The sequence below is a fragment of the Cupriavidus sp. SK-3 genome (assembly GCF_000611145.1).
Classification (GTDB): Bacteria; Pseudomonadota; Gammaproteobacteria; order Burkholderiales; family Burkholderiaceae; genus Cupriavidus.
In genome coordinates, this window is sequence record NZ_JFJV02000108.1 from 64,956 (window position 1) to 85,179 (window position 20,224).

A 20,224-nucleotide genomic window follows, 5' to 3' on the forward strand; every position below is an offset into this window, starting at 1 on the left:
GGCCTCCCTGCAAAGGCCGTGACAGTAGCGCCCGATCAACGGCAACGATTCGCTGCGACATTTGGAAAAGAGAGATTATGCAAAAGCGCACACTAGGTGACAGCGGTCTTGAGGTTTCGGAACTCGGCCTTGGCTGCATGGGCTTGAGCTTCGGATACGGCCCGGCCACTGAAAAGTCCGAAGGCATCAAGCTGATCCGGGCTGGATTCGAGCAAGGCATCACGTTCTTTGACACGGCCGAGGCCTATGGCCCGTTCGTCAACGAGGAACTGGTTGGAGAGGCCGTGGCGCCATTTCGCGACCAGGTGGTGATCGCCACCAAATTCGGCTTCAAGGACGGCGATTCGACAAAGGGCCTCGACAGCCGGCCCGAGCGTATCCGCGCCGTCGCGGAGGCATCGCTGAAGCGTCTGAAGACGGATCGCATCGACCTGTTCTACCAGCATCGTGTCGACCCGGCCGTGCCGGTCGAGGACGTGGCCGGCACCGTCGGGGAGCTGATCCGGGAGGGCAAGGTCAAGCACTTCGGCATGTGCGAGGCTGGCGCGCAGTCGATCCGCCGCGCGCACGCCGTGCAGCCGGTGGCGGCGCTGCAGAGCGAGTATTCGTTGTGGTGGCGCGAGCCGGAGGAAAAGGTGCTGGCGACCCTCGAGGAGCTCGGCATCGGCTTTGTGCCGTTCAGCCCGCTAGGCAAGGGCTTCCTGACCGGAGCCATCGACGCGGGCACCACGTTCGACAAGACTGACTTCCGCAACGTTGTGCCACGCTTCTCCGAGGAAAACCGCAAGGCCAATGCGGGCCTCGTCGAGGTACTTGGCCGGATTGCGGACGGCAAGGGCGCCACGCGCGCACAGATTGCGATCGCCTGGCTGCTGGCGCAAAAGCCGTGGATCGCACCGATTCCGGGTACCACGAAGCTGCACCGGCTGAATGAGAACGTCGGCGCGGCCGCCGTCGAACTGTCGGCCGAGGATTTGTCCGTCATCGAGGCGGCGCTGCAACAGATCACCGTTGCGGGTGATCGTTACCCGGCCCATCTCCAGCAGCGAGTCGATCGCTGACTTGCCTGTGGCAGCAACGCGCCGGTGTCCGGCCTTCCGGGTACCGGCGCGTTTGCCGTGCGCAGCAGGATATCGAACCATGTCATTGAACGATCCACCTTCCGGCCAGCCGGGCAGGTTTCCCGACGGCGCTGCCGAGAACGCATCCGCGCACCAGGCCGCGGATGCGGGCGGCACGCGGGTCCTCGCGATCCTGAGCATCTTGATGGCCTTCGCTTCGATTTCGACAGACCGACAGACCTCTACTTGCCCGCTCTGCCTGCCATGGGCGCGGCGCTTCATGCCGGCGCCGGTACTGTCGAGCTGACGATTTCGGGGTATCTGACCGGCTTTAGCCTGGGCCAGCTTGTCTGGGGCCCCGTCGGCGATCGCTATGGCCGTCGCTTGCCGGTCGCCATCGGGCTCGTTCTGTTCGTCATCGGTTCGGCCGGTTGCGCGGTGTCGACGAGCGTGGAGATGATGATCGGCTGGCGCGTACTGCAGGCCGTGGGAGCGTGCGCCAGCGTCGTGCTGGCCCGTGCGATGGTGCGCGACCTCCATGCAGGGCACCGCGCGGCCCAGATGATGTCTACGCCGATGACGGTGATGGCAATCGCTCCGCTGCTCGGGCCGAGCCTGGGTGGACAGATCCCCAGCGTTATCAGGCCGGCTCGGGGTTCAACAGATTGGTGAAGCGGCCCGGACTCGCCCCGAGCGGTGTCTTCCTTGTCTGGGCGAGTCTGGCGGAACGCCTTATGGCCTTATGGCCTTATGACTTGCTCGTATGGCCCGGCTTTCCCTTTTGCCTCGTGGCGGCCATGTCGTGCAGTTCGGCTTCGCCTATCGACCTGAGCATGGATTTCGAGGCGCCTTTCAGGCTACTTGCCTTCCGGTCGCCGCGCTTCGCGGAAAGCGCCACGCCAGCGGCCATTTGTTGTGCCCTTGACTTCGCGTGCATGGAGATCCTCCTTCGCGTATGCAATGCATGACCAAAGCCGCCACCGGATGGCGGCGGGGTATGCGCTTGGCGCAAAGCACGTGCCCGCGCAACGCCAGGCTTGCCTGCCGGCGGGATACGCCTCCTCGCGGGTTGGGCCGCTCGGGTTTGGCGCCGCTGCCGCGTGGCAGTGGCGGCGAATAGCGCAACGCCGGTAACAAAGTCTTCAGGACGCGGCGCTCAGCCGTGCACCGAACGGGGATCGTGGCCAAAGCTGTTGCGCGCACGGATCTGTCCGTCCAGGCCGTGAATCAGAAGTTCGACGTGCTCGCGCTGGGCGTCCCGGGTACCGGCTTCCACGGCGTCCTCCTGGGACGTGTGATGCGAGTTGGCATACCTCGCCCCCTCCTGGATCACGTCCCAGCCGGTGCCGTGCGGCAAAACGTGGATATTCCTGGCTGTCATGGCGATCTCCTGTTTGGGGCGTGTCGGGACGTGTGAATACTTCCATTCTGGACCCGACGTGACGCTTGACCATCGGGGAGCGTCTGACAAAGGCGCGAGGGGGAGCCGGCTCCGTTTCAGTGCAGGTGTGGCGGTAGCGCTTTACTCGTCAGGACATCGCCGCAAGAAATATGCCGTGCTTTCCGGCGCGCCTACGCGTTAGCCGTGGGCGGGTCGCCGACGGGATCCGGATGGATCCGCATGATGGCGTCGCGCTTTTCCAGCAGGTGCCGCTTGAGAATCGAGCCGAGCAGCTTGCCGTCGCGCGCTTCCAGTGCCTTGATCATGTCTTCGTGATCGTGCACCGCGCGGTCCCACTTGTCGGTCTCGTGATTCGAGCGGAAACGCAGCGCCTTCAGGCGCCGGTTGATGCTCTGGTAGGTCTGGCGCAGCGTGGCATTGCGCGCCGCTTCGTTGATCCGGTCGTGGATTTCCTGGTTGCGGCTGTAGTAGCCCGGCAGGTCGTTCTGCACGCGGCAGGCCAGCATCGAATAATGCAGCGCCTTGATCTCCGCCAGTTCGGCCGGCGTGATGCGCTCGCATGCCAACTCGCCCGAAAAAGCTTCGAGGCCGCTCATCAGCTCGAAGGTTTCCCACACTTCCGATTCCGTCATGCGCGAGACGCTGGCGCCCCGGTTGGGAGAAATCTCGATCAGGCCTTCCGCCGCCAGCACCTTGAACGCCTCGCGCAGCGGCGTGCGCGAGATCCCGAGGGTTTCGCACAGTTCGCGTTCATTGAGCTTCATGCCTGGCGATAGCACGCCTTCCACGATGAATTTGCGCAGGTGCTCGACCACCGTGTCGTGAAGCCGTTGCCGTTCAACCTTGGGGAGGACCGGCGCAGGGCGGGAGAGGTCGCCGCCAACTGGATTCTGCATACAAAGTCCTTATCTTTGCGTTTTCCGCATTTTACTGCATCTCCCGCCAGACGCGCAGCTTCGGGGTAAACACCCAGTGTTTACAGGCATTCAGCGCTTGGAAGGAGGTCCTTTCGTCTGCTAAAGTATTTTGAATGCAAAATGCATAATCCACAAAGGAGGGACCAACCCATGATCAAACTCGACTTCCACCCCGCCGGCCGCCACTTCCTTCAGATCCCCGGTCCGAGCCCCGTGCCCGACCGCATCCTGCGCGCGATGAGCTATCCGACCATCGACCACCGCGGTCCGGAGTTCGGCGCGCTGGGCCGCAAAGTCCTGGCCGATATCAAGAAGATCTTCAAGACCGCGCAGCCGGTGATCATCTATCCGGCCTCCGGGACGGGTGCCTGGGAAGCCGCGTTGACCAATACGCTGAGCCCCGGCGACAACGTGCTGATGTTCGAGACGGGTCACTTCGCCACGCTGTGGAAAAAAATGGCGGAGGCACTGGGACTGAAGCCGGAATTCCTGGGCCTGCCGGGCATCGAGGGCTGGCGCCGCGGCGTGCAGCCGGACATGATCGAAACCCGCCTGCGTGCCGACAGCGCGCACGCCATCAAGGCCGTATGCGTGGTGCACAACGAGACTTCGACCGGCGTTACCTCGAATATTGCCGCCGTGCGCCGCGCTATCGACGCGGCCGGCCACCCGGCGCTGCTGTTGGTGGACACCATCTCCGGCCTGGCCTCGGCGGACTACCGGCACGACGAGTGGGGCGTGGACGTAACGGTGTCGGGATCGCAGAAGGGCCTGATGCTGCCGCCGGGGATCAGCTTCAACGCGTTGTCGCCGAAGGCGATCGCGGCCAGCAGGCAGGCGAAGCTGCCGCGTGCCTTCTGGGGCTGGGACGAAATCATCGAAGCCAACAAGAACGGCTACTGGCCGTACACGCCGAACACCAACCTGCTCTATGGCCTGTCGGAGGCGCTGGACATGATCCTGGACGAAGGCCTGGACAACGTCTTCGCGCGGCACCAGCGGCTGGCCGAGGCGACCCGCCGCGCGGTGCGGGCCTGGGGGCTGGAGATCCAGTGCGCGGACGCATCGGTGTACAGCCCGGTGCTGACCGGCGTGATGATGCCGGAGGGCGTGGACGCCGACGCGGTGCGCAAGCACATCTATGAACGCTTCGACATGTCGCTGGGGCAGGCACTGGGCAAGATGCGCGGCAAGATGTTCCGTATCGGGCATCTCGGCGACTGCAACGACCTGACCCTGATGGCCACGTTGTCCGGTTGCGAGATGGGGCTGAAGCTCGCGGGCGTGCCGGTGGCGGCGAGCGGGGTCGTGGCGGCGATGGAGTACCTGGCCGCGCATGCGGACGCGCCAGCGCTGAAGGCCGCGGCCTGAACCGGCACCTGAAGGCCGGGCGGCTTGCCCGCGCGGCAGGCGCACGCCGGCCTTCCTGAATCACAGCAAGTGCAGACAGGCATGGCCTCACCTCACAGGGTGAGGCCAGGGAGAGGTGTCGCCTTTTGGCGCCCCGCCGCCTGCGCGGACTAGCGGGAACCGGCCATAGAGCCGGCCGCGATGAGTCTGCCCCGGCCCGGACCGGGTGGGCAGGAAAAAAAGGATTGGAGACAAGCAATGAAGCGCCTTCGTGCAACCAGCGTCGTGCTGGGGATGCTATGCATCATGTATTTCATCACCTACCTGGACCGTGTCAACGTCAGCACGGCCGCGGCCGGCTTTGGCCAGGAGTTCAACCTCAGCAAAACCGAGATCGGCCTGGTGTTCTCGGCCTTTGCCTACCCCTACCTGGTGTTCCAGATCATCGGCGGCTGGGTCAGCGACCGGTTCGGCGCCAAGCGCACCCTGATGGTCTGCGGCGTGCTCTGGGCCATCGCCACCTTGTTGACCGGCTTCGCCGGCGGGCTGATTTCCCTGCTGGCCGCGCGCCTGCTGCTGGGCCTCGGCGAGGGCGCCACGTTTCCGGCGGCCACCGCCGCCATGGCGCGCTGGGTGCCCAAGGAGAAGCGCGGCTTCGCGCAAGGCATCACCCACGCCTGCGCACGGGTGGGCAACGCGGTAGCCCCGGCCGCAGTCGTCGCCATCATGGCGATCTATGGCTGGCGCGAGTCGTTTTATCTCTGCGGCGTGATCAGCCTGGTCTGGGTGGCGTTGTGGGCGGTGACCTTTACCGAGCACCCCAAGGATCATCCCCGCATCACGGCGGACGAACTCGAAACGCTGCCCGCCGCCAAGAAAAAGGCTGGCAACGTGCCCTGGCGCCGCCTGTTCAGGCGCATGGCGCCGGTCACCATCGTCTACTTCTGTTACGGCTGGACGCTGTGGCTGTTCCTGAGCTGGATTCCCCAGTACTTCCTGCATAGCTACGACCTGGACCTGAAGAAGTCCGCCATCTTCGCCTCCGCCGTGTTCTTTGCCGGCGTGCTCGGCGACACGCTCGGCGGCGTCGTCACAGACAAGCTCTACGAACGTACCGGCAGCCTGAAACGCGCCCGCAGCTGGATGGTGGCGGTCTGCATGCTGCTGACGATGCTGTCGCTGATCCCCATGCTGTTCACCCATCAGCTCTACGTTTCGATGGCCTGCCTGGCTGCCGGCTTTTTCTTTGCCGAGATGACCATCGGGCCGATGTGGGCGATCCCCATGGATATCGCGCCGGAGCATTCCGGTACCGCGAGCGGGATGATGAATTCCGGCTCCGCGCTGGCGGCGATCATCTCGCCGGTGCTGTCGGGCTACCTGATCGACCGCTTCGGCAGCTGGGAGTTGCCCTTTATCGGCAGCATGGCGCTGATGGGCATCGGCGTGGTGCTGGCCTTCCGCATGCAGCCGGAAAGCAGGTTCGAAAGCGAGCCCGCCGCCGCGGCCGATCCCAAGCAATTGCACGCATAAGCGATGCGCGCCCCTCACTCGCCAATGGAAACGCAATCATGACATGAGCCATCCCCACCCGGAACAGGAACTCGCCAGCCGGCTTGCAGGCGCGGGCAACGAAGGCATTCGCTTCTCCGCCTTGCCAGGCGAACTGCTGCCGCAGGATGCCGACGCCGCCTACGCCGTGCAAGCCGAGGTGCTGCGGCTGCGCAAAGCGGGCATCGGCGGCTGGAAGGCTGGCGCGAAATCCGCGACCGGCCCGATCCAGGGCGCGCCGCTGCCGAACGACTGCGTGCATCCGAGCCCCGCCACGCTGTCGCGCGGCGGCTTCCGCCCGCTTGGCCTGGAACTGGAGATTGCGTTCTGCTTCGGGCGGGTTTTCGCGCCGCGCGGCGCTCCTTATTCCGGTGATGAGGTGCTGGAAGGCGTGCAGTACATGGCGGCCGCGATCGAGGTGGTGGCGAGCCGGTACCAGGAATGGCCCGCGGTGGACAAGCTGGCGCAGCTTGCCGACCTGCAGAACCACGGTGCCCTGATCGTCGGCGACTACGTGCCTTACCAGCCCGGCTATCCCTTCCTGGATCCAAGCCTGTTCTTCACCTTCGATGGCGAGGACGTGGTCAAGGGCGCGCCGGCCAATCCCGCCGGCGACCCGCGCCGCCTGCTGCCGTGGGTAGTCAACCATTGCACCGCGCGCGGCATGACGGTGGGCCACGGCACGCTGGTCACGACCGGTTCCTACACCGGCATGCATTTCCCGGACAGGCCGGGCGCGGCGCTGGGCAGGATCGCCGGCCTGCCCGCGGTCGAACTCATCCTCGCGTAACAAGCCGCGCGCAGACGCGGCACCGATACCCACAAGCCACTGGTAGAAAGCCATGAACGATTCCTCCCCCTCGCTGCTGGTCAAGCCGATCCACCTCGTGCCGTCGCAAGGCCGCGCCAGTTCGCCGCTGTCGGCACGACTGCGCAAGGAACTGCGCGGCGATGTGCTTTTCGACCGGGCCAGCCGGGGCCGCTACGCTACCGATGCCTCGATCTACCAGATCATGCCGGTCGGCGTGGTGGTGCCGCGCGACCAGGCCGACCTGATGCTGGCGCTGGAGATCGCCCGCGACGAAAAGGCCCCGGTGCTGGCGCGCGGCGCGGGCACCAGCCAGTGCGGCCAGACCGTTGGCGAGGCGCTGGTGATCGACAACAGCAAGTGGCTCAACAACGTCGTGGATTTCGATCCCGCCGCCCGCACCGTCACCGTGGAACCCGGCATCGTGCTGGACCACCTCAATGCCTGGCTCAAGCCGCACGGCTTGTGGTTTCCCGTGGATGTATCGACCGGGGCCCAATGCACCATCGGCGGCATGGCCGGGAACAACTCATGCGGCTCGCGCTCCATCGAGTACGGCAACATGGTGCACAACGTGCTGGGCATCGATGCCGTGCTGGCCGACGGCAGCCAATGCCATTTCGGCTCACTCAAAGAGGCTGTCGCTGGCAGGCGGGTGGAGGGCATCCTGCAAGGCCTGCGGCGAATCGCCACCCGCGAGCGCGAGGAAATCGCCGAGCGCATGCCGAAGGTGCTGCGCCGCGTGGCGGGCTACAACATCGACCTGTTCGAATGCCAGAATCCGCGCGCCTATACCGACGACGGCTACGCCAATCTCTCGCATATCCTGGTGGGATCCGAAGGCACGCTCGCCTACAGCCGGCAGCTCACGCTGAAGCTGTCGCCGCTGCCGCAGCACAAGGTACTGGGTGTGGTGAACTTTCCCACGTTCTACCAGGCGATGGACATGACGCAGCATATCGTCAAGCTCAAGCCCGTGGCGGTAGAGCTGGTAGACCGCACCATGATCGACCTGTCGATGGAGAACCCGGCGTTCCGCCCGGTGATCGGGCAGGCCCTGTCCGGCGAGCCGCAGGCCATCCTGCTGGTCGAGTTCGCGGGCGAGGAGCACAGCGCGCTGCTGGCGCAGCTCGACGATCTGGCGACGCTGATGAGCGACCTGGGCCTGCCGGGCTCCGTCGTCAAGATGCCCGACGCCAAAGCCCAGAAGGCGCTGTGGGATGTGCGCAAGGCGGGCCTGAACATCATGATGAGCATGAAGGGCGACGGCAAGCCGGTGTCCTTCATCGAAGATTGCGCGGTTCCGCTGGAGCACCTGGCCGAGTACACGCGCCGGCTCACCGCCGTGTTCCACAAGCACGAGACCGAAGGCACGTGGTACGCCCATGCCAGCGTGGGCACGCTGCATGTGCGCCCGATCCTGGACATGCGGCGCGACGGCGCGCTGCGCATGCGCGAAATCGCGGAGGAAGCGGCCGCGCTGGTGCGTGAGTACAAGGGCGCCTATTCCGGCGAACACGGCGACGGGCTGTGCCGGGGTGAGTGGGTGGCCTGGCAATACGGTCCGCGCATCAATGCCGCCTTTGGCGAGATCAAGGCGCTGTTCGACCCGGACAACCGCTTCAACCCGGACAAGATCGTGCGGCCGCCGAAGATGGACGCGCGCGAGAACTTCCGTTTCGCGCCGGGCTACGCCGCGCTGCCGCTCGCGCCGGCCCTGGACTGGTCCGCCTGGAACGTGACGCGCAACCCGCTGACCGGCGAGGAAACGGCGCCGGGCACGGGCAGCGACCGCGCGGGCGGGCTCGCCGCGGCAGTGGAGATGCGCAACAACAACGNTGCAACAACAACGGGCATTGCCGCAAGTTCGATGCGGGCACCATGTGCCCAAGCTATCGCGTGACCAAGGACGAGCAGCATGTCACGCGCGGCCGGGCCAATACGCTGCGGCTGGCGGTCTCCGGCCAGCTGGGCGATGAGGGCCTTGCCAGCGCGGAAGTCAAGGAAGCCCTGGACCTGTGCGTCTCCTGCAAGGGCTGCAGGCGCGACTGCCCGACGGGCGTCGATATGGCGAAGTTCAAGATCGAGGCCCGCCATGCCTGGACCAAGCGCCATGGCATCACCTTGCGCGAGCGCATGGTGGCCTTCATGCCGCGCTATGCGCCGGTCGCCAGCCGGTTTCCCGCGCTGCTAGCGCTGGCCGACAGCATTCCCGGCATCTCCGGCGCGATAAAGCGCGCGTTGGGATTCGCGCCGCAGCGCTCGTTGCCACGCTTCAAGACATCGTTCCTGTCGAAAGCCCGGACCAGGGGGCAGGCAGAACCGGGCCGCGAAGTCATGCTCTTCGTGGACACCTTCACCAATTACATGGAGCCGGAAAACGCGCTGGCGGCGCGGCAAGTGCTGGAAGCCGCCGGCTACACGGTGCACTTCAACACCCGCGAGGGCGAGCGCCCCCTGTGCTGCGGCCGTACCTTCCTTGCGGCGGGGCTGGTGGACCAGGCCAGGGAGGAAGCGCGGCGCCTGCTGGATGCCGTCAAGCCCTATGTCGACCGGAACATCCCGATCGTGGGGCTGGAGCCTTCGTGCCTGCTGTCCCTGCGCGACGAGTTCCTCAATTACGGCTACGGCGACGAGGCCAGGAAGCTGGCTGCCCAGGCCTTCCTGTTTGAAGAATTCCTGGTGCGGGAGAAGACGGCGGGACGCCTGGCCCTCGATCTCGATGCGCTGCAGGCCAGCGAAGCCCTGGTGCATGGCCACTGCCACCAGAAGGCCTTCGATGCCTTCACCCCGGTGCAGACCGTGCTCGGCTGGATCCCCGGCCTGAAGGTGTCGCCGGTGGAATCCTCCTGTTGCGGCATGGCGGGCAGCTTCGGCTACGAGGCCGAGCACTATGAGGCATCGAAAGCCATGGCGGAGCTCTCGCTGCTGCCGGCGGTGCGCCAGCGCGCGGCCAACGCCCTTGTGGTCGCCGACGGCACCAGTTGCCGCCACCAGATACTGGACGGCGCGGACACCGAGGCCGTGCACGTGGCGCGCGTGCTGGCGATGGCGCTGAAGCGGAAGGACCAGGGGCAGCCGCATCATGCGTGAGCACACCGGCCCGGCAGCCGCCAGGCGGCCACCCTTGCGGCTTCCCGAGCCGGCCGCGAAGGGCGATGCGCTGGAGGACGTGGGTTCACCGGCGCTGCTGGTGGACCTGGACGCCTTCGAATCGAACCTGCTGCAGATGCGTGACCTGGCGGCGGCCGCGGGGGTGGCCTTGCGCCCGCATGCCAAGGCGCACAAGTCCGTCGCCATCGCCCGGGCCCAGATGGCCCAGGGAGCCGCGGGCATCTGCTGCCAGAAGCTGAGCGAAGCCTATCCGTTCGCGGCGGCCGGCATCGCCAGCATCCATATCAGCAACGAATTTGCCGGCGCCGACAAGGTGGCCATGGCGGTAGAACTGGCCGGGCATGTGGCGCTGAGCATCTGCGCCGATGACGTGCGGCAGGTGAGGGCGGTGGGGGCCGCCGCCACCGCCGCGGGTGTGAAGATCACGGTGTTGCCGGAGGTCGACGTGGGACACGGACGCTGTGGCGTTGCCAGCCGCGATGCCTTGAGCGCGCTGGCTGACGCCATCGCAGCGTTTCCGGCATTGCGGTTCGGCGGCCTCCAGGCGTATCACGGTCCGGCCCAGCATATCGCCGTCTGGGCGCAGCGCCGCCAGGCCGCGCAACGGGCCGCCGAAGCGGCGCACGCCTATGTCCGGCACCTGGATGCGCGCGGCATCGCCTGCCCGGTGGTCACGGGCGGGGGTACCGGCACCGCGGAGTTCGACGTCGGCAGCGGCGTCTACACCGAGATCCAGCCGGGGTCCTATCTGTTCCTGGACGGACATTACGGCGCCAACGAATGGATGGGGCAATTCCGGCCGGTGCACAGCCTGTTCATCGCGGCCACGGTGATGAGCACGGCGCGCCCCGGCGTGGTGGTTTGCGATGTCGGCCTGAAGACGGTGGCGGTCGATTCCGGACTGCCACGGCTGTGGTCGCGCGACAGCGACGGGTCGCTGCGCTACGTCGCCGCCAACGACGAGCACGGCGTGCTCGAAGTGCTCAACGGCGACAGCCACGAGTTGCTGGGCGGCAAGCTGCTGCTGATCCCGGGGCACTGCGACCCTACCGCCAACCTGCACCGGCACTACGTCTGCTTCCGGCAGGGGCGGGTAGCCGGCCTGTGGGATATCGATGCGCGGGGCCTGAGCCGCTGATGCATCGGCGCCGGTGGCGCTTGCGATCTTGGGGGGCATTCCCCGCCAGCCGCGAGCGATCCCGGACGTATTGCCAGAACAGATTCGCAGCTTGGCCGGCACCGCAGCCCGGTGCCGGGCAGTAGAACGCCGCACGCCACCGGCATGCGGACCTGGTGATGTTCCGAAGGAGACAACAACATGAAGAAGAAACAAGACTGGAAAGCCCTTGCCCTCACGCTTGGTGCCACTGCCGCCGGTGTCGCCATGAGCGCCACGGCATTCGCGTGGGAGCCCAACAAGCCGGTGGAAATCATCGTGCCGTTCAGTGCCGGCGGCGCCTCGGACCAGATGGCCCGCTCGATCCAGGGCATCATCGCCAAGCACAAGCTGATGAGCCAGCCGGTCATCGTGCTGAACAAGGCCGGCGCCAGCGGCGCGGAAGGCTTGATGGATACCAAGGCGTCGCAGGGCAACGCGCACAAGTTGCTGGTCACCTCATCCGCGCTCTATACCGTGCCGATGGTCAGCAACCTGCCGTTCAGCTGGCGCGACCTGACGCCGGTGGCGATGGTTGCGCAAGATGAATTCGTGCTGTGGACCAATTCGGCGAACCCGGCCAAGACCGCCGGCGCGTTTATCGATGCTGCCAAGGCCACGCCCGGCAAGACCAAGGTGGGCGGCACCAGCTCCAAGCGGGAGGACCAGATCATTGCCACGCTGGTGCAAAAGAAGACCGGCGCCAGGTTCATCTACGTGCCTTACAAGGGCGGCGGCGAGGCGGCCACCCAGCTGTCCGGCCAGCATATCGACGCCAACGTCAACAATCCCTCCGAATCGATCGCCCAGTGGCGCGCCGGCGAGCACCGCGCCGTCTGCGTGTTCGCGCCGGAACGCATGAGCTACAACGCCAAGGTCACGGCGACGCAGAGCTGGCACGACATTCCCACCTGCAAGGAGCAAGGCCTGGACGTGCAGTACCAGATGCTGCGCGTGTTCATGCTGCCGGGCGGCGTGACACCCGACCAGCAGAAGTACTACGTGGACCTGATGCAGAAGATCGTGGCCACGCCGGAGTGGAAGGAATACCTGGAGAAGAACGCGCTGAAGAACGAATTCCTGACCGGCAAGGCGCTCACCGATTTCCTGGCGAAGGACGAGAACGTCCACCGCGACATCATCAAGGAAGCCGGCTTCGTCGCCGCGCGCTGATCCGGACGCGGCTGCGCCGGGGTGCGCAGCCGCTGGTCAAACAGGATGGAGGAGACAACTTCATGGACGCGAAGCATTCCGAGGTGCCCGCCGGGGGCGGCATCTCCGTACGCGCGGTGGAACTGGTGGTAGCGGCCTGCCTGATGGCGGGCGCGCTGGTGGTGATCTGGAGCAACTACACAATCGGCGCCGGCTGGGCCGCGGACGGCCCGGAGGCGGGCTATTTCCCGCTGCGGGTCGGCGCCATCATCCTGGTCTGCAGCCTGGCGGTCGCCTGGCAGGCGCTGCGCGGCGGCGAGCGCAAGACGTTCGCGACCTGGCAGCAACTGAAGCAGGTCAGCGTGATCCTGGCGCCCCTGACGGTGTACGTCGGACTGATCGGCGTGCTGGGCGTGTACCTCGCGTCTTCGATCTTCATCGTGGGCTTCATGGTCGCGATCGGCAAGTCGGCGTGGTGGCGGGCCTTGCTGATCGGGCTCGGCATCAACGTGGTGCTGTTCTGGATCTTCGAGATCCAGTTCCGCGTGCCCTTGCCCAAGGGTCCCATCGAAGCCGCGCTCGGCTATTGAGCAGGAGAGGAGACCGATATGGAAGAACTTAACTCCCTGATGGGCGGCTTCGCCGTCGCCTTGTCGTGGCAAAACGTCGGGCTGATGTTCGCCGGCATCCTGCTGGGCATCGTGGTCGGCGTGCTGCCCGGCCTTGGCGGGCCGAACGGCGTGGCGATCCTGCTGCCGCTTACCTTCTCGATGGATCCCACCTCGGCCATCATCATGCTGTCCTGCATCTACTGGGGCGCATTGTTCGGCGGGGCCATCACCTCGATCCTGTTCAACATTCCCGGCGAGGCCTGGTCCGTCGCCACCACCTTCGACGGCTATCCCATGGCCCAGCGCGGCGAGGCGGGCAAGGCGCTCACCTCCGCCTTCACCGGCTCCTGCCTGGGCGCGCTGGCCGGGGTGTTGCTGATCACTTTCCTGGCGCCGATGGTGGCCAGGTTCGCGCTGCGCTTCGGGCCGCCGGAGTTCTTCGCGGTCTACCTGCTGACCTTCTGCAGCTTTATCGGCATGGGCAAGGAATCCAAGCCCAAGATCCTGATCGCCATGTGCCTGGGCTTTACGCTGGCCGCGGTCGGCATGGACACGGTGTCCGGCACCTTGCGCATGACCTTCGGCTCGCATGAACTGCTGCGCGGCTTCGATTTCCTGGTGGCTGTGATCGGCTTGTTCGGCATCAGCGAAATCCTGATGACCATGGAGGAGGGCGTCGCCTTCCGTGGCAAGCAGGCCAGGATCGATCTTAAAGTCGTGCTGAGCACCTGGGCGGAATTGCCGCGTTACTGGATGACCGTGTTGCGCTCGTCGGCGATTGGCTGCTGGCTCGGCATCACGCCCGGCGGCGCCACCGCCGCATCGTTCATGGGCTATGGCGTGGCCAAGCGCATGGGACGCGATCCGGATTCCTTCGGCAAGGGCAATGTCGAAGGCGTGATCGCGCCGGAAACCGCGGCGCACGCTGCAGGCACCAGCGCATTGCTGCCGATGCTGGCCCTGGGGATTCCGGGCTCCGCGACTGCCGCGGTTCTGCTGGGTGGCCTGATGATCTGGGGCCTGCAGCCGGGTCCGTTGCTGTTTGCCGAGCAAGGGCCGTTTGTGTGGGGCCTGATCGCCAGCATGTACCTGGGCAATATCGTCGGCCTGATCGTGGTGCTGTCCACCGTGCCGCTGTTTGCCGCCATCCTGCGCATCCCGTTCTCGATCATCGCGCCGCTGATCCTGGTCATTTGCGCGATCGGCGCCTATACGGTCAACGGCGCGCTGTTCGACGTCTGGCTGATGCTGGTCTTCGGCGTGGTTGGCTATGTGCTCAAGAAGCTCGACTATCCCCTGGCGCCGCTGGTGCTGGCCCTGGTGCTCGGCGACCGCGCCGAGGACGCGTTCCGCCAGACCATGCTGGTCTCGTCGGGAGAACTCGGCATCTTCTGGTCCAACGGGCTGGTCGGCACCATCATGGCGCTGGCCATCCTGGTGCTGGTCTGGCCACTGGTCGCGGACTTGCGCGCCAAGGCGCGGCGCATGGCCTGAGCGCGTCCGGGCGCGGGTAGCGGCGGCGGAGCTGGCGCAACGCCACGGATCCTAATGCACCCGGTTTGTAATCCGGCGCGCGGCCAGCGCTGCCAGCACGGGCGCCACGGCAAAGCTGGCGAACAGCCAGGCGGCAGCCGACTGCGCGCCCGCCGTGCCGCCGGGGACGATCAGGCCAGCGGCATTCGCCACCAGCCCGGCGATCGCCGCGCCGATCGCCATGCCGTAGAGCTGGACGGTTGTGATCGCGGCCGAAGCCGTGCCTTCCTCGCCGTGCGGCGCCAGCGTCAGCACGCGCGTCAGCAAATGCGGCCAACCGATGCCCACGCCAGCGCCCGCGCCGGCCAGCGCCAGGCCGCTGAGCAGCGTGCGAGCTGCGGGCGCCAGGCTTGCCCCCGCCGGTACCACGATGGCCAGCGCGATCAGGCTGGCGGCGCACAGTATCGGCCCCGCGCGCAGCAGCCGTGCCGCGCCCGTACCGCCGTGGCCGGAGGAAAGCAGCGCCCCCAGGCTCCAGCCACCCGCCATCGCGGCTGTGAGATAGCCCGCGGCCAGCGGTGTGTGGCCATGCAAGGTCTGCAGGAAATAAGGCACGAAGACTTCGGTGGTGGTGCCGATCAGGAGCAGGGCCACGCTGGCATAGACCGCGCCCAGCGGCGTGCCGGGCTCGGTGCCACCGCCAGGCAGCAACCGCACCAGCGCGCGTCGGTCCCACACAATGGCGGCGGCGCCGAATGCCAGGCCCGCGGCCACGCCGGCGGCCTGCCAGCCCATCGCCGCTGACAGGCTGCCGGCGGCGACAGCCAGGACCGACGCAGCCAGCAGCGCGATCTGCGCGGCGGGAATGCTCGGCGCGGCGGCGGACGAGACGCGCTCGCCGGCCGGGCGCAATTGCAGCGCCACCAGCAAGCCCTGCATGATGGACACCGGCAGCAGCGTCCAGAACGCCCAGCGCCAATGCCCCACCTGGGCGAACAACCCGCCCACGGCCGGCCCGCAGAGCGTGGCGATGCCCCACATGCCCGAGACCAGCGCCACCGCGCGGGGCCATAGCGGCGGCGCGAACACAACCCGGATCAGTGCATAGCTAAGCGCTGCCAGCGTGCCGCCGCCCAGGCCCTGCACGCCACGGCTGGCCAGCATCCAGGGCATGGACGGCGCGAGCGCGCAGCCCGCCGATCCCAGCGCGAACACGGCTAGCGCGGTCAAGGAGGCACCGCGCGGTCCCAGCGCGGCCAGAAGCCGGACGGACAGCGCGGCGCCGACGATGGAGGCGACGACGAAAAGCGTGGTGTTCCAGGCGTACCAGTCCAGGCCGCCAATGTCCCGTACCACGGACGGCAGCACGGTGGTGACAATGTGGACGTTGATGGCGTGAAGCGCCACGCCGCCGGTAAGGGCGAGGGCAAGTAACCCGTTCTTGCCAAGGAGCAATTCGCGCCAGGCGCCGGTGGAGGCTTGTTCAGGAGGCATCGAGAGCGTGCGGCAGCATGGCTGCCGTCTTATTATCCAAAATGATTCTTGGATAATAAGACGGTGCCGTGAATTACACAAGCAATGGCTTGGTATTTCCGGGTCCCGGGTCGCTCCCGACGGCGCCGGCTTACTGTCTAGCCCCGCACGTCGCGAGGGTCGTGGCCATAGCTGTTGCGCATGCGAATCTGGCCATCCTGGCCGTGAACCAGCAGCTCCACCTTCTCGCGCCTGGCGATGACCGTGGCGGCCTCGATGGCTTCGTCCTGGTTGAGGAAATGGGCTCGCTCGCCCCTGGCTCCTTCATGGACGACATCCCAGCCGTCGCCGTGAGGCACGACATGTACGTTGCGCTGCGCTTTCGAATCCATGGAGGTCTCCCGCTAACCGTGGCCGGAGGCCACGCTCCGCTCTGTATTGTGAGGCGCTGGAACAGTAGCGCCAGGGGGCGCAGTCCCGCAGGTTCACGCGCCTCGCAGGAATCAAGCATAGGTGTTCTGGCCCGACGGTGCCCGGCGGGCTGTCAGGATGCCGCCTGGCGCACCAGGTAATCCACCAACAGCTTCGCCGCCGGCGAGAGGCTCGCCTCGTCGCGGAAGCAAATCGCGAAGCGGCGCTGCGCCCAGCTATCCGTGAGCGGGACCATCTGCACGCCAAAGCTGGCGGAAACGGGCTCAACCACCTCGCGGGGCACGATGGCAAGGCCAAGGTTCGCGCGGACGCAGCGCAGGGACGCATCGAAGGAGGAAACCACCACCCGGTACGCCATCGGCTTGCCGATGATGGCCGCCGCGCGCGCCAGCATGGTGTGTACCGCGGTCTGCCCGGGCAGGCCGATATGGTCGAATTCCAGCGTCTGCTCGAAGGAACACGCCGCCTGGCTCGCGAGCGGATGCGAGGAATGCACGATGGCTGCCAAGGTATCGCTGCGATAGGGCCGGGTCTGGAGTCCTTCGAGATCCGCGGCATCCCAGCAGATGCCCAGCGGCGCGGAGCCTTCCCGCAGTGAGCGGACAAGCTCGCGGCTGATGCTCTCTTCGACGGTGACGCGGATATCCCGATGGTCAGGCACCTGCAGAAAGCCGGCGATATCGTCGGGCAGCGACTCGGCCATGCACGAGACGGTGGACAGCAGGCGGACTTGTCCCTTGATGCCGGTGCCGTAGCCGGCCATATCGCGCTCCACGCGATCGGCCGCGGCCAGCATGGCGCGTGCATGCTCCAGCAGGATCTCGCCAGCCCCGGTCGGTATCACCCCACGCCGGCGCCGCTCGAACAGCGTGACGCCCACGGTGTCTTCCAGTTGAGCCAGGCGCTTGCTGATGGCCGAAGCCACGATGTGTTGCTGTTCGGCGGCGCGCGCCATGTTGCGCGTCTCGCAAACCGCCACGAACAGGCGCAGGGAGGTGAGGTCCAGGTCACGCATCGGAAGCTTCCGGTGTTGAGTTTAGGATTTCCGATATGGAAATTTAGTGTTGTAATTTTAGCGGGTATTGCATTGATGAGGAATCTCTAAACCGAGGGCACATGGGGTGGCGTGATGCTACCCAGCTATTCCGATTCGGAATGTTAGTGCTTCTGGATTAGCGCTTCTGCCTAGAGCCGGAACGGCATAGAGTGCTCATGCCAGACCGAAACGCGAACATCCGAGGGGACCCAGACAAAATGACAACACACGCTGAATTCGCTCCACGCCGGGCCGTGATTCGGGAGGTAGGGCTGCGCGACGGCCTGCAGAGTATCGCCACCATCCTGCCGACCTTCGCCAAGCGGGAGTGGATCCAGGCGGCCTATGCGGCAGGCCAGCGGGAAATAGAGGTCGGTTCTTTCGTCCCGGCGAAGCTGCTGCCGCAACTCGCCGATACCGCGGAACTCGTGGACTTTGCCAGGTCGCTGCCGGGGCTGTTCGTCTCGGTCCTGGTGCCAAACCTGCGGGGCGCGGAAAACGCCATCGCCAGCGGCGCCGACCTGATGCTGGTGCCGCTGTCCGCCAGCCATGCCCATAGCCTGGCCAACCTGCGCAAGACGCCCGACGACGTGGTGGCCGAGGTGGCAAAGATCCGCGCCGCCCGCGACGCGGCCGGCTCCAGGACGCTGATCGAAGGCGGCGTGGGCACCGCCTTCGGTTGCACGCTGCAGGGACATGTGGATCCACACGAGGTGCTCCGCCTGATGCAGGCCCTGCTGGATGCGGGCGCCGATCGCGTCAGCCTGGCGGACACGGTGGGCTATGCCGATCCCGCGATGGTGTGCAGCCTGTTTGAACGCGCCACGGCAATCGCCGGCGACCGCTTCTGGTGCGGACATTTCCACGACACGCGCGGGCTGGGCCTGGCCAACGTGTATGCCGCCCTGCAAGCCGGCGTGACCCGCTTTGATGCCTGTCTCGCCGGGATTGGCGGTTGCCCGCACGCGCCCGGCGCCAGCGGCAATGTCGCCACCGAAGATCTGGCCTACCTGCTGGGCAGCATGGGCTTCGATACCGGCATCGATATCGACCGGTTGCTGGCGCTGCGCGAGCGCGTGGCCGGCTGGCTGACCAATGAGACCCTGCACGGCACGCTGTGGCGCGCCGGCCTGCCCAAGACATTTCCCGCATCGGTTGCCGATGCTGCTGCCGCCTGCGCCTGAGAGAGAAAATCATGAGCACTGAACATGCCTACTTGCCGCTCGCCGGCGTCCGCGTGGTTGAGTTCACCCATATGGTGATGGGCCCGACCTGCGGCATGATCCTCGCTGACCTGGGCGCGGAAGTCATCAAGGTCGAACCCCCTGGCGGCGACAAGACGCGCAATCTGCCCGGCCTTGGCATTGGCTTCTTCCGCTCGTTCAACCGCAACAAGAAGAGCGTCGTCATCGACATCACCACCCCGGAAGGACAGGCCACGGCAGCGGAACTGGTTGGCCAGTGCGATGTGTTGCTGGAGAACTTCCGCCCGGGCCTGATGGAGAAATGCGGGCTGGACTACGCCACGTTGTCCGCCAGATTCCCCGGGCTGATCTACGTGTCGCACAAGGGCTTCCTGCCCGGCCCGTATGAAAACCGCCTGGCGCTCGACGAAGTCGTGCAGATGATGGGAGGCCTGTCCTACATGACCGGGCCCAAGGGCCGCCCGCTGCGCGCGGGTACCTCGGTGAACGACATCATGGGCGGCATGTTCGGCGCCATCGGCGTGATGGCCGCCTTGCGGGAGCGCGATCGCACCGGCAAGGGGCAGGAAGTGCAGAGCGCGCTGTTCGAGAATTGCGTGTTCCTGTCGTCACAGCATATGCAGCAGTTCTCGATGACCGGCGAGCCACCGCCGCCGATGCCGTCGCGCGTGTCTGCCTGGAGCGTCTACGACGTGTTCACGCTGGCCGGAGGCGAGCAATTGTTTATCGGTGCCGTCAGCGACAAGCAGTTCAACACCCTGTGCGGCGTGCTGCAACGCCCCGACCTGGCTGCCGATCCGGAGCTCGCGACCAACGCCATGCGCGTCGCGGTACGTCCGGCATTGCTGGAACGGCTGGGTGCGATTCTCAAGGACCATCGCGTGGAAGAACTCTCGCCGAAGCTCGAAGCCGCGGGCATTCCCTACGCGCCCATCATGCGTCCGGAGCAACTGCTGGATGACCCTCACCTGAAGGCAAGCGGCGGCCTCGTGCCGATGCAGACCGAGGATGGCGGCACCACGGACGTCGTGCTGCTGCCGTTGCTGATGGGCGGACGCAGGCCCGGCGTGCGCATGCCGCTGCCGGGCATCGGCGAGCACAACGACGAAATCCTGTCCGGCCTGCGCACGCGCACGCCGGACTGAATCTACCCGCATTGCCGCGTGGCATCGGATGGCCACGCGGACAAGAACGATAAACATACGGAGACAGACATGGCATTCCCCCTTTCGCGCCGGGCGGTACTCGGCATGGCCGCTTCGGCCATCGCACTCGCGGTCGCCTTGCCGGCCGGCACCGTCACGGCCCAAGGCTCGGGCCGGCCGGTACGCCTGATCCTGCCTATCAGCGCGGGCTCGGGCGTGGATGCTATCGCGCGCGCCGCCGGACCGTCGCTCGGCAGGAGCCTGGGCCAGCCGGTGGTGATCGAGAATCTCCCCGGCGCCGGCGGCATTACCGGCGCAGCGGCGGGGGGCCAGGCGCC

Annotated in this window: 17 protein-coding genes and 3 pseudogenes; 14 read left to right on the plus strand and 6 right to left on the minus strand. The window is 66.4% G+C overall.

The window, feature by feature from the left end; all coding sequences use genetic code 11:
* Positions 1-77: 77 nt before the first annotated feature.
* Positions 78-1,061 carry an aldo/keto reductase gene (locus CF70_RS11600; protein WP_035864355.1) on the plus strand — a complete coding sequence of 328 codons (984 nt, stop codon included), beginning with the start codon at positions 78-80 and terminating at the stop codon, positions 1,059-1,061.
* Between the two features lie 205 nt (positions 1,062-1,266).
* Positions 1,267-1,691 (plus strand): annotated as a pseudogene (locus CF70_RS38775) (MFS transporter); the annotation flags it as partial.
* 118 nt (positions 1,692-1,809) lie between these two features.
* Here CF70_RS38775 and CF70_RS11610 read toward each other — a convergent pair.
* The 3 genes from CF70_RS11610 to CF70_RS11620 form a co-directional block, all read right to left on the minus strand.
* Entirely contained in the window at positions 1,810-1,998 is a 189-nt protein-coding gene (locus tag CF70_RS11610; protein ID WP_035864357.1) for a DUF3008 family protein, read from the minus strand.
* 219 nt (positions 1,999-2,217) lie between these two features.
* Positions 2,218-2,442: a DUF2188 domain-containing protein gene (locus CF70_RS11615; RefSeq protein ID WP_035864358.1), complete on the minus strand. Its 225-nt coding sequence runs from the start codon at positions 2,440-2,442 to the stop codon at positions 2,218-2,220.
* 191 nt (positions 2,443-2,633) lie between these two features.
* On the minus strand, positions 2,634-3,359 hold the full coding sequence (locus tag CF70_RS11620) for a GntR family transcriptional regulator (protein ID WP_035864360.1): 726 nt from the start codon (positions 3,357-3,359) through the stop codon (positions 2,634-2,636).
* A 171-nt stretch (positions 3,360-3,530) separates the two neighbouring features.
* Between CF70_RS11620 and CF70_RS11625 the strand changes: the two genes are divergently transcribed.
* From CF70_RS11625 to CF70_RS11660, 9 genes and pseudogenes are all read left to right on the plus strand, one after another.
* On the plus strand, positions 3,531-4,751 hold the full coding sequence (locus tag CF70_RS11625; RefSeq protein ID WP_035864362.1) for a pyridoxal-phosphate-dependent aminotransferase family protein: 1,221 nt from the start codon (positions 3,531-3,533) through the stop codon (positions 4,749-4,751).
* A 237-nt stretch (positions 4,752-4,988) separates the two neighbouring features.
* Positions 4,989-6,263, plus strand: a complete 1,275-nt coding sequence (locus tag CF70_RS11630; protein WP_035864365.1) for an MFS transporter — start codon at positions 4,989-4,991, stop codon at positions 6,261-6,263.
* 43 nt (positions 6,264-6,306) lie between these two features.
* Positions 6,307-7,071 carry a 2-keto-4-pentenoate hydratase gene (locus CF70_RS11635; protein ID WP_035864366.1) on the plus strand — a complete coding sequence of 255 codons (765 nt, stop codon included), beginning with the start codon at positions 6,307-6,309 and terminating at the stop codon, positions 7,069-7,071.
* A 52-nt stretch (positions 7,072-7,123) separates the two neighbouring features.
* The coding region (locus CF70_RS37690) for an FAD-binding oxidoreductase (RefSeq protein ID WP_235185004.1) at positions 7,124-8,927 on the plus strand (1,804 nt) is incomplete at its 3' end.
* A 1-nt stretch (position 8,928) separates the two neighbouring features.
* Positions 8,929-10,182, plus strand: a pseudogene (locus CF70_RS37695) ((Fe-S)-binding protein); the annotation flags it as partial.
* A complete protein-coding gene (locus CF70_RS11645) occupies positions 10,175-11,341 on the plus strand; it encodes a DSD1 family PLP-dependent enzyme (protein WP_051648282.1) in 1,167 nt (388 codons plus the stop codon). The pseudogene CF70_RS37695 and the gene CF70_RS11645, both read left to right, overlap by 8 nt.
* 180 nt (positions 11,342-11,521) lie before the next feature.
* Positions 11,522-12,532: a Bug family tripartite tricarboxylate transporter substrate binding protein gene (locus CF70_RS11650; RefSeq protein WP_035864369.1), complete on the plus strand. Its 1,011-nt coding sequence runs from the start codon at positions 11,522-11,524 to the stop codon at positions 12,530-12,532.
* 62 nt (positions 12,533-12,594) lie between these two features.
* A complete protein-coding gene (locus CF70_RS11655) occupies positions 12,595-13,101 on the plus strand; it encodes a tripartite tricarboxylate transporter TctB family protein (protein ID WP_035864372.1) in 507 nt (168 codons plus the stop codon).
* 18 nt (positions 13,102-13,119) lie between these two features.
* Complete coding sequence (locus tag CF70_RS11660) at positions 13,120-14,616, plus strand: tripartite tricarboxylate transporter permease (protein WP_035864374.1); 1,497 nt, start codon at positions 13,120-13,122, stop codon at positions 14,614-14,616.
* 51 nt (positions 14,617-14,667) lie between these two features.
* On the opposite strand, the gene CF70_RS11665 is transcribed toward CF70_RS11660, so the two are convergent.
* The 3 genes from CF70_RS11665 to CF70_RS11675 all read right to left on the minus strand — a co-directional run bounded on the left by CF70_RS11665 (position 14,668) and on the right by CF70_RS11675 (position 17,515).
* Positions 14,668-16,089: an MFS transporter gene (locus CF70_RS11665; RefSeq protein ID WP_035864376.1), complete on the minus strand. Its 1,422-nt coding sequence runs from the start codon at positions 16,087-16,089 to the stop codon at positions 14,668-14,670.
* A 137-nt stretch (positions 16,090-16,226) separates the two neighbouring features.
* Entirely contained in the window at positions 16,227-16,460 is a 234-nt protein-coding gene (locus tag CF70_RS11670; protein WP_035864377.1) for a DUF2188 domain-containing protein, read from the minus strand.
* 152 nt (positions 16,461-16,612) lie between these two features.
* Positions 16,613-17,515, minus strand: coding sequence for a LysR family transcriptional regulator (locus tag CF70_RS11675; RefSeq protein ID WP_035864379.1), 903 nt, complete (start codon positions 17,513-17,515; stop codon positions 16,613-16,615).
* A 239-nt stretch (positions 17,516-17,754) separates the two neighbouring features.
* On the opposite strand from CF70_RS11675, the gene CF70_RS11680 reads away from it, so the two are divergent.
* The 3 genes and pseudogenes from CF70_RS11680 to CF70_RS37700 all read left to right on the plus strand — a co-directional run.
* Complete coding sequence (locus CF70_RS11680) at positions 17,755-18,720, plus strand: hydroxymethylglutaryl-CoA lyase (protein ID WP_035864381.1); 966 nt, start codon at positions 17,755-17,757, stop codon at positions 18,718-18,720.
* Between the two features lie 11 nt (positions 18,721-18,731).
* Positions 18,732-19,886, plus strand: coding sequence for a CaiB/BaiF CoA transferase family protein (locus CF70_RS11685; protein WP_035864382.1), 1,155 nt, complete (start codon positions 18,732-18,734; stop codon positions 19,884-19,886).
* Between the two features lie 69 nt (positions 19,887-19,955).
* Positions 19,956-20,224 (plus strand): annotated as a pseudogene (locus CF70_RS37700) (tripartite tricarboxylate transporter substrate-binding protein); the annotation flags it as partial.